The 12019-nt window shown below is 59.5% G+C and carries 9 protein-coding genes and 1 pseudogene; 2 read left to right on the plus strand and 8 right to left on the minus strand.

The window, feature by feature from the left end:
• Nucleotides 1–18: 18 nt before the first annotated feature.
• On the plus strand, nucleotides 19–2916 hold the full coding sequence (locus tag OHL21_RS05005) for a TonB-dependent receptor (RefSeq protein WP_263416151.1): 2898 nt from the start codon (nucleotides 19–21) through the stop codon (nucleotides 2914–2916).
• A 317-nt stretch (nucleotides 2917–3233) separates the two neighbouring features.
• Here OHL21_RS05005 and OHL21_RS05010 read toward each other — a convergent pair whose 3' ends face one another.
• The 8 genes and pseudogenes from OHL21_RS05010 to allB form a co-directional block, all read right to left on the minus strand.
• Complete coding sequence (locus tag OHL21_RS05010) at nucleotides 3234–4601, minus strand: NAD-dependent succinate-semialdehyde dehydrogenase (protein WP_263416152.1); 1368 nt, start codon at nucleotides 4599–4601, stop codon at nucleotides 3234–3236.
• Between the two features lie 14 nt (nucleotides 4602–4615).
• Entirely contained in the window at nucleotides 4616–5869 is a 1254-nt protein-coding gene (locus OHL21_RS05015; RefSeq protein ID WP_263416153.1) for a M20 family metallo-hydrolase, read from the minus strand.
• On the minus strand, nucleotides 5866–6600 hold the full coding sequence (allE, locus tag OHL21_RS05020; protein ID WP_263416154.1) for a (S)-ureidoglycine aminohydrolase: 735 nt from the start codon (nucleotides 6598–6600) through the stop codon (nucleotides 5866–5868). The genes OHL21_RS05015 and allE overlap by 4 nt, the downstream gene beginning before the upstream one ends.
• Nucleotides 6593–7795, minus strand: a pseudogene (locus tag OHL21_RS05025) (allantoate amidohydrolase); the annotation flags it as partial. The pseudogene OHL21_RS05025 and the gene allE, both read right to left, overlap by 8 nt.
• Before the next feature lie 220 nt (nucleotides 7796–8015).
• Nucleotides 8016–8870 carry a factor-independent urate hydroxylase gene (pucL, locus tag OHL21_RS05030; RefSeq protein WP_263416155.1) on the minus strand — a complete coding sequence of 285 codons (855 nt, stop codon included), beginning with the start codon at nucleotides 8868–8870 and terminating at the stop codon, nucleotides 8016–8018.
• Nucleotides 8871–8981: 111 nt separating this feature from the next.
• A complete protein-coding gene (gene uraH / locus OHL21_RS05035; protein ID WP_263416156.1) occupies nucleotides 8982–9320 on the minus strand; it encodes a hydroxyisourate hydrolase in 339 nt (112 codons plus the stop codon).
• Between the two features lie 14 nt (nucleotides 9321–9334).
• Nucleotides 9335–9844: a 2-oxo-4-hydroxy-4-carboxy-5-ureidoimidazoline decarboxylase gene (uraD, locus tag OHL21_RS05040; RefSeq protein WP_263416157.1), complete on the minus strand. Its 510-nt coding sequence runs from the start codon at nucleotides 9842–9844 to the stop codon at nucleotides 9335–9337.
• Nucleotides 9845–10118: 274 nt separating this feature from the next.
• Nucleotides 10119–11480: an allantoinase AllB gene (allB, locus tag OHL21_RS05045; RefSeq protein WP_263416158.1), complete on the minus strand. Its 1362-nt coding sequence runs from the start codon at nucleotides 11478–11480 to the stop codon at nucleotides 10119–10121.
• A gap of 60 nt (nucleotides 11481–11540) precedes the next feature.
• Between allB and OHL21_RS05050 the strand changes: the two genes are divergently transcribed.
• Complete coding sequence (locus OHL21_RS05050; RefSeq protein WP_263416159.1) at nucleotides 11541–12014, plus strand: nucleoside deaminase; 474 nt, start codon at nucleotides 11541–11543, stop codon at nucleotides 12012–12014.
• Nucleotides 12015–12019 lie beyond the last annotated feature (5 nt).

Consider the following 12019-nt stretch of genomic DNA (forward strand, 5'->3'; position numbering starts at 1 on the left):
TCGTGCCTGGGAGCTGAGATGAAACGCTCATGGTGGAAGTGTGTCTGGCTGCTGGTGGTTCTGGCAGTGAGTGTCGCCGGTCAGGCGCAGCAGACGGGAACAATTCGCGGTCTGGTGACCGATCCCGATGCGGCGGTGGTGCCTGGAGCGACGATTACCGCGACAGCGGCTAACGGAAGGGCTTTGACTGCACAGAGCAAGGGAGACGGCAGCTACTCCATCTCGAATGTGCCGGCAGGCAGCTACTCGATCACGGTGACGATGACGGGCTTCGGTTCATTTGTCCGTCAAGGCGTGCGCGTCGCTGCGGGGCAGTCGCTCAATCTGGATGTCAAACTGGCGATTGCCGAAGCGAACGCCGAAGTGAACGTCACCACGCAGACCAACCAGGTCAGCGTGGACTCCGACTCGAATGCCAGCGCTACAGTCATCAAGGACAAGGATCTGGACGCGCTCTCTGATGATCCGGATGAGCTGCAGAACCAGCTCTCCGCCCTTGCCGGACCTTCGGCGGGCCCGAACGGCGGCCAGATCTACATCGACGGCTTCACCGGTGGCACGCTGCCTCCGAAGTCGTCTATCCGTGAGATCCGCGTCAATCAGAACCCCTTCTCCGCGCAGTATGAAAAGCTGGGTTTCGGCCGTGTTGAGATCCTTACCAAGCCGGGTACGGACAAGTTCCGCGGCAACATCAACGTGCAGGGCAATCAGAAGTGGCTGAACACCAGCAGCCCGTTCGTGAAGAACCAGCCGGACTATCACACCTTCTTTCTTCTGGGTAGCCTGAGCGGCCCGCTGACCAAGACCTCCTCGTTCAATGTCAGCGGCAGCAATCGCGATATCGAAGACAACAACATCATCGCCAATAACGTGCAGATCTATGCCACGAATCTGAATGATCTCTCGACGATCTGCGCCCCGGGGACTTCAGGCTGCCTTACTGGTAATTACTCCGGCAGCGCGATTAACCATCCGCAGAAGCGCTGGCAGATCAGTCCGCGCCTCGACTTTGCGCTGTCAGATAAGAACACGCTGACCTTCCGTTACGAGCACGAGCAGGGGAATAACAAGAACAACAACATCGGAACGTTCGTCCTGCCCACACGCGGGCAGAATTCGACCAACCAGGAAGATACGATCCAGATCAGCGACTCGCAGATCATCAGCCCCAAGGTGGTGAATGAAACCCGCTTTGAGTGGCAGCGTTCGAATTCGACTGCGATGGCCTTGAATCCGAATCTTCCGGGTCTTAATGTCTCGGGTGGCATGAGCACCGGCGGTTCGACCAGCGGTAACTCGAATGTGACCGATACCCACTTCGAGCTGCAGAACTACACCTCCATCGCACTCCAGAAACACTTCGTGCGATTCGGCGGGCGGCTGCGCACCACCGACGAGAGCGCCTACTCGACGGCGAACCAGAACGGTACGTTCACCTACGCCACCATCGATGACTACTCGAAGGGTCATGTCAACCAGTACGCCATCTCAACGATCAATAAGGCGACGGTATCGTCGCGTGTGACAGACGTTGGCCTTTATCTGGAAGACGATTGGAAGATCCGTCCCAACCTGACGCTCAGCGCGGGCATGCGTCTCGAGACACAGAATCAGATCGATTCGAATCACGACATCGCTCCGCGTGTCGCGCTCGCCTGGGGTATCCCGAATAAGCACGGCTCCCCGAAGACAGTAGTACGCCTCGGGTACGGTATCTTCTATGACCGTTTCGATTTGACACAGGTGATGAACGTGGTTCGCCAGAACGGTACCAATGTTCAGACCACAACGTTCAGCGCCGCACCAGGCGGATTTCTCGATTGCGGTCCAAGCAACCCGCAAGCTTGCTCCGGGGGTGGCGGCACGCCCGGGAAGAATACGATCTACAGCATCGGAGATACTCGCTCGGCCTACATTATGCAGTTCGCCGGCGGTGTCGACCAGCAGGTAGGCAAGGCCTCCATCTCGGTCAACTATCTCAACTCACGTGGCGTGCACCAGTACCTGAACCGTGCTTTTGCTAACACCAGCGCCGGGACAATCAACTATCGCTACGATTCGGGTGGTGTCTTCAACCAGAATCAGATATTTGTAAATGGCAACATGCGGCTGAGCAATACCGTCTCTCTCTTCGGCTTCTACTCGCTGAACTTCGTGAACGGCAATGCCTCAGGCGCCACCTTTATCCCATCACGAGCGACGGACACGAAAGCCGACTACGGCCGCACTCAGTTCGACGTGCGCAACCGCATGCTGATGGCCGGTAACATTAATTTCAAGCACGGCTTCTCTGCCAGCCCATTCATGATGGCGAGTTCGGGTACGCCGTACAACGTTTTAGCCGGCAGAGATCTGAACGGAGACTCGGTTTATAACGACCGTCCCGCATGGGCCAACGCCGGTAGCGCCAACCTCGCCGGCGCATGCACGGCTGCCGCTGCTCTTCAGATCGGGCAGAAATCAAATGCCTGGTACAGCGTAGACCAGAGCGGAAATTACACCCAGATTCCCATCAACAACTGCACAGGTCCGGCTTCGCTGAACTTCAACCTGCGTTTGAACAAGGTCTTCGGCTTTGGTGAGAAGACCGGCGCTGCCGCTGGTCCCAACGGTGGGCGCCGTCAGCAGGGCGGCATGATGCCTCCTCCGGGAGGCGGTGGCGGCCGTGATCGGGGTGGTCCGGGAGGTCCGGGTGGACCGTTCGGCGGCGCCAGCTCCGGTCATAAGTACACCGTCAACTTCGCCGTTCAGGCGAACAACCTCCTGAACGTGGTGAACTACGGACCTCCGGTCGGTACGGTGAGCTCTCCGCAGTTCGGCCGCTCGAACGCCATCGGTGGCGGCGGCTTCATGGGTCCCGGTGGTTCCAGCAACGCAGTACGCCGCATCACCCTGCAGATGGGCTTCAACTTCTAAACGCAATCTAAATGGAGAAAGGCGCGGCTATCAGCCGCGCCTTTCTGTTTGTTGTGAGATGCATAATTTGGCGGAGTATCGAGCGGAGCTCGATCCTGGTGGGAGCCGTGGGCTTTTAGCCCACGGTTTACTAGATACAAGAGAAAGTTGGGCTTCAGCCCTGGGCCTTTGTCTTCGGAAAAGCCCAGGGCTAAAGCCCAATGTTTATGCATTTAATCAGCGGGCTGAAGCCCGCTGCTCCCACCGAATACGGGCCAGGGATAGAGCGACTAGGCGATTCTGGCTCTTAACGTTAGTGGGACTCGTTTGATGATCTACTACGCCACAACAACGGTCTTCCGATTCATAAACTCGTGCATACCTACGGCTGAAAGCTCACGGCCGAAGCCGGACTGTTTCACACCGCCGAACGGCAGGCGCGGATCGCTGGCGACCATGGCGTTGATAAAGACGGAGCCGGCCTGCAGATCAGCGACAAAGCGCTGCTGCTCGACCGGGTCGTGCGTCCAGGCGGAGGCGCCCAGGCCGAAGGGTGTATCGTTGGCAACCTCAATCGCTTCGTCCACCGAGTGCACACGGAAGAGCAGCGCCACCGGACCGAAGATCTCTTCTCGATAAACCGGCGCTGTACGCGACAGCCCGGCAATCACGGTTGGCTCGAAGTAGTTGCCCTGGTCCACCAGCATGCGCTCGCCGCCGGTAATGAGCAGAGCGCCCGCATCGATACAGGCCTTCACCTGGGCCTCCAGTTCTTCGAGACCCTTCAAGGTCGCGAGCGGGCCGACGTCGGTCTCATCGAGGAGAGGATCACCTACCTTCAGGTTATCCATACCGACGGAGAAACGCTCCTGGAACTCGTTGTAGATGCTCTCGTGAACAATGAAGCGTTTGGCCGCAATACACGACTGGCCGTTGTTGATGGTGCGTGCCTTGATGGCGTTATCGATCGCAACGTTCAGGTCGGCCGAGGGCATTACGATGAATGGATCGGAACCACCGAGCTCCAGAACTGCTTTCTTGATCAGCTTGCCTGCCTGTGCGGCTACGGCGGAACCTGCGGGATTGCTGCCGGTCAGCGTGATGGCGGCGACGCGCGGATCTTCTATGACCTTGGCTACATCAGAGGACTCGATGAGAAGCGCCTGGAAGACACCACGCGGGAAGCCGGCGCGGCGGGTGAGCGCCTCAATGGTGAGCGCACACTGGGGCACATTCGAGGCGTGTTTCAGAAGTCCGGCGTTTCCTGCCATCAGTGCCGGAGCCAGGAAGCGGAAGACCTGCCATAGCGGAAAGTTCCAGGGCATGACGGCGAGAATGACGCCAAGCGGATCGAAGCGGACGTAGCTGCTGGAGGCCTCGGTTGGAACAACTTCGGAGGTAAGAAATTTGGCCGCATTCTCCGCATAGAAACGGCAGGCGGTGGCACACTTCTGTGCTTCGGCACGGGCGGCACGGATGGGCTTGCCCATCTCCAGCGTCATCAGGCGTGCGAGCTCTTCCGTCTCATCTTCGATCAGAGAGGCGAGCTTGCGCATACACAGCGCGCGATGCTCCAGCGGCACCTCCTGGTACGCCTTCCAGGCGGAGGCGGCGAGGGCCAGCTTGGCTTCCAGTTGTTCCTGGGTCAGGGCATCGAAGTGCCGTAGCGTTTTTCCTGTCGAGGGATTGATGGAGAGAATCGGCATGCGCGTCTGTGTTCCTATTGTGCCGCAAGCCGTGCCATAGCGGCTGCCAGGACGCTGACACCGGCGCCGATCGCCTCCGGGGAGGCGTATTCGTCCGGGCGATGCGAGACGCCGTTGCGGCAGGGAATGAAGATCATCGCGATGGGCGAGATGCGCGCCATGAAGAGCGAGTCGTGGTAGGCGCGGCTCACCATCTTCTTGTACGGAATCTTGGCATCGCGACAGACCTCTTCGAGCGTGGCTACGATCATGGCATCGCTGGTTGCCGGCGGGTCGGCGTTAACCAGCTCTTCGCGGATGGTGACACCACGTTTCGCCTGGATGGCGGCAACATCGCGGCGGACGGCTTCGATGACAGACTCGCGGCGCACCGGATCGATGTCGCGCAGATCGAGTTCCAGCGTGACACGGCTGGGTACGGAGTTCACCGCGCCGGGGTGAATCTGCGCTGTGCCCACGGTGCCGACGGTATCGATTGCGCCGGTGGCCAGGGTATTGCGCTCGACCGAGAGGATCAGTTCGGCAGCGGCGCAGAGCGCGTCCTTACGGTCAGGCATCAGCAGAGCTCCGGCATGGCCGCCGAAGCCTTCCAGGTGAAACTTATAGCTCGCAGGCGCAGCAATGGCGGTGACGATGCCGATGGGCAGGCCCTCTCGCTCGAGCAGCGGGCCTTGTTCGATATGTAGCTCCAGCCAGTGGCTGTAGTAGCCGGCGGGCAGCTTCACGGTATCGAGACCGCCGGAGAATCCGGCAGCCGTGCGAACCTCCGCCAGCGTCCGCTCATGTTTGTCGATGAAGGCATCGGCCTTCTCTGGTGCCAGAGTGCCTGAGAGCAGACGAGAGCCAAGGCAGCCGATGCCGAAACGTGTCGGCTCCTCGGAGGTAAACATCAGCAGCTCGATGGAGCGTTTGGGCTGGAAGCCCGTCTCCTTCAGTGCGCGGATCGCTTCCAAACCGCCGAGCACGCCGACCGTGCCGTCATACATGCCGGCATGAGGAATCGCGTCCGTATGCGAGCCGGTACCGATGGGAGCGAGTGACGGGTCAGAGCCTTCCCAGCGGAAGAAGAGATTGCCGACCGCGTCGCGACGAAGGCTAAGGCCGGCCTTCTCAGCCAGTGTCTCCAAGAAGGTGCGCGCTTCCAGATCGGTGCTGGTAAAGACGACGCGCGTGACTGCAGTGCCATCGTCGGAAGGTGGAGCATCGGAGAAGCTGGCGAGATCTTCCAGCTCCGACGAGAGACGGTCGAGGTTAACGGCGATCTTCATGCGAGCGGGTGCCGGTTCCAGTCTTTGTAGATGAGGTATTTCGCTGGTTCTTTGCCAAGCGCTCCGAACCACTGCGGGCAGTACGGAGCCATATAGATGAAGTCGCCCGCAGTCACCGGATACCACTGATCGGCAAGTTTATAGATGCCTCCGCCGGTCAGCATCAGCAGGCCGTGTTCCATGACATGAATCTCAGTCTGCGAAAGCGCCGCGCCCGGCTTGTAGCTCATGGTATTGACGGCGAAGTCGAAGGCCGTATCGCTGGGCAGCAGCGGCCGCACCTGCAGATCTTCATCGCCGTTCAGCGCAGCGGAGGCAACTTTGGTCTCATCGCCGATCAGAAGCGCGGGTGCTTCCACACCGTCGAGTACCTGATACTTCTTCTCGATGACGGCGAGCCTTGCCGGCTGTGCGCTGGTAATGCTGTGTTCCAGATCTTCGGGAATGTAGGCGTATCCGTTCGCATTCAGTGTGTACCGTTGGCCTTCGGCTGTCAGAGAGATGCTGCCTCCGAGGACGTACAGAAAGCGTTGTGCGGCTGCGTGACCAAGTACGCCGTTGGCGGCCAGCTCCGCTGTGTACTGGGTAAACCCGGCGCCTGCTGCCGGTGAGACGTGCACGATGGCGACCGCATTGCGCATTCCCGGAAAGGGGGAGCGGATGAAGGTGTCCGGCGTGAGCAGGAAGTGGTCGCCGGCGGTGCGGCTGCGGGAGTGTCCCAGGTTAAACATCAGCGATGCGCTCCAGAAACCGGAGTCCGGTTTCAAAGGCTAACTGTACATCGTCCGGGCGCACGGTTTCATCAGGATGGTGGGAAAGACCGTTTGGTGTCCGTAAAAAAAGCATAGCTGCCGGCAGGTGGGGAGCGACGATCATGGCATCGTGCCCGGCTCCGCTGGTCATGAAAAGCGGATGGCATGGCGCGGCCGCTTCGGTGAGCAGGGTGGTCAGCTTCGCGTCCATGGGAACAGCCGGCTGATCGAGGTTTGCCGCGAAGGAGACGACGATGCCGCGTGCCTGGGCGATGGCGTGGGCGGTTTTCAGCAGATTCTCCACACTGTCATGGCGTATGGCATCGTTTGCATGGCGTACATCGAGCGAGAGCACTGCCTCGCCGGGAATGACGTTGCCCACACCCGGATGCGGCGAGAGCTGACCGACGGTTGCCACCAGGCCCGGAGTTCCGCGGGCCAGCTTCTCGGCGGCAAGGACAAATTCGGCAGCGGCCGCCAAGGCATCGTGACGCAGATGCATCGGCGTTGTGCCCGCATGGTTGGCTTTGCCGGTAAAGACAAGCTGAAGCCGCGACTGGCCGATGATGGCCGTAACAATCCCAAGCGAGTGGTCCTCGTGTTCGAGAACAGGACCCTGCTCAATATGAAATTCCAGATAGCCGAAGTGCCCGCTGTGTAATCGCGCCTTGCTGCGCTCGTCTGGGTTCAGGCCATAGGCGGTAATGGCCTGGCGCACGGATGTGCCCTTGCCATCGATGCGCTTCAGCAGATCGTCCGTGAGTTCGCCAGCCAGCGCCCTGCTGCCGATAAAAGGGAAACCGAAGCGAACGCCTTCCTCTTCACTGAAGGCAATGAGCTCTAGGTGAAAGGGTAACGGCGGAGCCTCTTCCAACAGCGCAAGGCCAAGCACGATACCGAGCGGACCATCGAAGGCTCCGGCATTGGGAACGGTATCGAGATGCGATGCAAGGATGAAGGTGCGTTCGGTTTCGATGGCGGCAGCACGCACAATACGCAGATTCCCCGCAGCGTCATAGCGTGTGGCGAAGCTTTTCGCCGCAGCCCAGGCCATCAACTGTTCATTCGCACGCCGCATCGCCGGCGAAAGATACGTGCGCGTGGTCTCACCGGGAATATCGGTGATGGCGGCGAGTTCGCGGCAGCGGGAAAGGATGCGATCAGCGTTCATTGCAGTTGCTAGTTGCTGGTTCCTGGTTGCTAGTTGTTCGAGCCATCATTGAAGTCTAGAAGTCCGCTTTTCCCGGGTGCCCCACCCTCGGGGTCCCCGGCGAACTTTGTTCGCTGGGGTGAAGCCTCGCAACGCTGGGGTGGGAGGATAACCACCACAGTCGATCTGCCGACATCAACTAGCAACCCAGGAACCAGCAACTAGCAACTAGAGCTTGTTCGCGCTAAACGCGAACAAGCGTAGCCTGTATCGTCCCATGGGGTTCGTCTGTCGGGACGAAGATTTCGTTATTGTTCTTCACGCCGAAGCGATCGAGATCCACCAGCAGAGCGTGCTTATTGGGCATGGTGAGTGTGATCTCTCTGATCTCCGGCACCGCTTCCAGTACCGCTTCACCCATGGCATAGAGCGTCTGCTGCACTGATTTCGAGTGATGGGCGGCAAAGGTGTGCAGCATGGTCTCGCGGGCGCGCTCGCGCAACTGGTTGAAATGCAGTGGAGCGGCGTGGGTGTACTTCCAGGTCGCCGTGCAGGCCGTGGCGAAGATGCGGTCGCTGGTTGGCTTCAGCGTCGTGAGCTCATCGACGATGTAATCTTCAAATCCCGACTTTGCCGTCTTCATGATGACCAGGTTGCTAAGGCCGGAGGTGATCTGGAATCCACCAGGCTCATGACGGACGACGTGGGTGGTCTGTTGCTCATCACTGCCGCGGATGAAGGCCGTGGGATGCAGGCTGCCATCAACCTTCATATGCTTCCACAGCGCGGAGTGAACCGTAACCTCAGCGGCAAGGACTTGCGGATTGCGCGAGAGCAGGAAGTCGATCAGCTCTTCGGCGAACTGCTCCATGGAGGTGGCGTTGGACCGATGCGCCATGTAGTAGACGGTGTTCTTCATCGTGTCCGTCGGCAGAATCTTCGAGTTGTCGCCTTCAACGTGTGCGCTGACGAAATCCCCCTGTAGCAGCACCTCCACCGTCCACTCATCGATGTGGTGATGCCCTTCATGCCGCGTGACCTTCAACAGGCGGACGCGGGATTTGCCATAACGGTTTTCAGCGAGCTTGACCATAGGCATCTAAGGTACAGCCTTACAGTCCGCTGCGGTAGGTAGTAAATAATCCTCCCGGTGATGACACGGTAGAGAAGCGATTTCTCCGCTTCTTTGGGAGCTAAGAAATGACAAAAATTATGTGCCGCGGTAGGTGGTGAAGCCGTTCGCAGCCAGCAGCAGAGGAATGTGGTAGTGCTGCTCGCCGGGGCGAACTTCAAAGGTAATCTCGATCACGGGATAGAGCGTCTGCTGTCCGCGGGCGGCGAAGTACTCACCGGTAGAAAAGGTGACACGGTAGAGACCAGCGGTAAGCTGCGTCTCGGGCGGAAGCAGAGCGCGGACGCGGCCATCATTGTCGGTGCACGCGTCAGAGAGGGGCTTCCAGGTGTTGTTTTCAAAGCGAAGCAGGCTGACGGCAACGTGAATGGCCGGACGGCCTGCCGATGTATCGAGGATGTGGGTCGAGATAGACATGGTGATGGAACTCTTCAATTGCCTGCGAGCCATTTGCGCAGGCGAAGCTGGGTGATCTGGCGCTGTTGCTCGGAGGCTTCGTCGAACTCGGTCTCGTCGTCATTGTCAAGACGCTGACGCAGGATGTCGAGCATCTGCTGCTGCGTCTTGCCAGTGGCACAGACGATGAAGATGCGGCCGAACTTCTCTTCGTACTGTTGATTGGCCTCGGCCAGTTCCTGCTTCAGGCGCTCATCGTCGGTAAGTGTCTGTTCCTGCGAAGACCACGCCAAGGACTTCTCTGTCGCCTCTCTGGCGGCGTGCCGCTGACCGATGCGTGGATGCGAGTCGAAGGCCTGCTGCCGGGCATTGGCATCGAGGTGATACCAGACATGATCAGCGACCTCGAAGAGCGTCTGCTCATTCGGATACGGGCGGTGCGAGGCCATCTGTTCAGCCCATTCGTGTGAACCATTAGCGGGCAGAATTTCCGCCTTGGCCTGGTCTGCGGGCAGCGTGTTCCAGTGATCAAGAACAGGATTCATTGGTGGAAGTCATTTTCGCAGAGATCGAGTGTGTGGGGCGGAAGATATCGCTTCGATAAGAGTTAAAAGTTGAAAGTTAAAAGTTAAAGCGTTAACGCTGTGGTGGGAACTGGGTGCCCCATATCTCGGCGCAGCCGAGATGTGGGAGATTCGAGCGGAGCTCGAATTGTTTTTGAGTCTGTCATCCTGAGCAACGCGAAGGACCCGCTTGTTGTTGCCCAGTAAGCTGAAAGCAGGTCCTTCGCTGCGCTCAGGATGACAGCAGAAAACCTGGCTATGCCGACAGATCCCGTCCCCGGGCCACAAACGAAAATTCGTTTGCCGCAAATACAGGCTCCCCACGCAGATACGTCGCAATCACTTCACCCTTCAACGTACGTCCCAGATAGGGTGAGATCGGATGGCGATAGTGCAGGCGGTGCTCGGTCACCGTCCAGATACTCTCCGGTGCAAAGACTGTAAAGTTTGCCGGCCGTCCCGCCGTCAACTCTCCATGCGTCGCGCTAAGTCCGCACAGCTTTGCAGGTTCGGTAGAAAACCACCGCGCCAGATCCTGCAGCCCAAAGCCGCGTTTGTGAGCTTCATTCCAGATGACAGGAAACGCCGTGGAGAGCGATGCGATGCCGCCCCATGCCTTATCGAACGGTCCGGCAGGCTTCATCTCCGGCGGACACGGCGAATGGTCGGTGGCGATCAGGTCGATGACACCGTCGCGCAACGCCTCCCATAGCCCCTCCTGGTTGGCCTTACTGCGGATGGGCGGGGCGCACTTGTACTGGGTGGCTCCATCGGCAATCTCTTCCGCGCTGATGCAGAGATAATGCGGACAGGTCTCTACCGTGATGGGCAGACCTTCGGCCTTGGCTGCGGCAAGCATTGGCACTGCCTGTGCGGTGGCGAGATGAACAATGTGTAGCCGGAAGCGGAACTCGCGCACCAGCTCAATCAGTGCGCGGATGGCGGTGAGCTCTGCCTGATCCGGCCGTGACGCAAGATAGGTCGCATACTTCGACCAGTCGGCGTGCTCGGCATAGAGAGCCTTGCTCGCTTCCAGGATCGGACCTTCCAACTCAGCGTGCACGAGCAACGGCTTGCCCAGACGCGCGAGTGTCGGGGCAGCTCGGCGAAGCTGCGCCAGCGAGAGATGCGTCAGCCCCTCGCATCCGGGATAGATCAGGAAGCACTTGAAGCCTGCGGCGCCGGCATCAACCAGCGGCTCCAGGTCATCGAGGTTTGAGGTGGAGTCGTCCCCCGGGCCGACCAGGCCTCCCCAGGGAAGCCAGTCGATGTAGGCCAGCCCTTTTGCCGCGATGCGCTTCTGTTCCAGGGCCTCGACGGAGGTGGTTTCGGGCAGGCAGTTCAGCGGCATATCGACGATCGTGACAAAGCCGCCTGCGGCTGCGGCGCGTGTAGCCGTCTCAAAGCCTTCCCACTCGGTGCGCCCTGGCTGGTTGATATGCGTGTGCACATCGACCAGGCCGGGAAGTAGAGCGTGGTCGCCAAAGTCGACGACCTCAATCTCTGGCGGAACGGCGTCGTGAGCGACGATCCGAGTGATGATGCCATCGTCCACAATCAACGTCGCCGGCTGCGGTTGAGGGAGCAGAACGCGGTTCGATCGGAAGGCCTGTGCCATAATCAGATTATGCCGTGATTTTGCGCGTCAATCGTGCATTTTCAAGCATTTGTAAACGACATGAACGGTCACGAAAGATTCATGCAGCGCGCGATCGCGCTGGCAACCGAGAACGTTCGCACTGGGCGCGGCGGTCCATTCGGATGTGTGGTGGTGAAGGATGGTGAGATCGTCGCCGAGGGCATGAATCTCGTCACCAGCACCAACGATCCCACAGCGCACGGCGAGGTGGTAGCCATTCGCCGCGCCTGCGAGAAGCTGGGGACGTTCTCGCTCGAAGGCTGCGAGGTCTACACCAGTTGCGAGCCCTGCCCCATGTGCCTGGCGGCGCTCTACTGGTCGCGATGCTCGGCGATCTACTACGGCAACACCGCGGCCGATGCGGCCGCAGTCGGATTTGACGACAGTTTTCTGTACGACGAGGTGAAGAAGCCGCTCGACCAGCGCGCTATTCCCATCCGTCAACTGCTGCACCATGAGGCGCTAGAAAGCTTCCGCGCCTGGACCGCAAGTGAAAAGAAGATCGACTACTAGTGACA

The sequence above is a fragment of the Terriglobus albidus genome (genome assembly GCF_025685425.1).
Taxonomy (GTDB): Bacteria; Acidobacteriota; Terriglobia; order Terriglobales; family Acidobacteriaceae; genus Terriglobus; species Terriglobus albidus.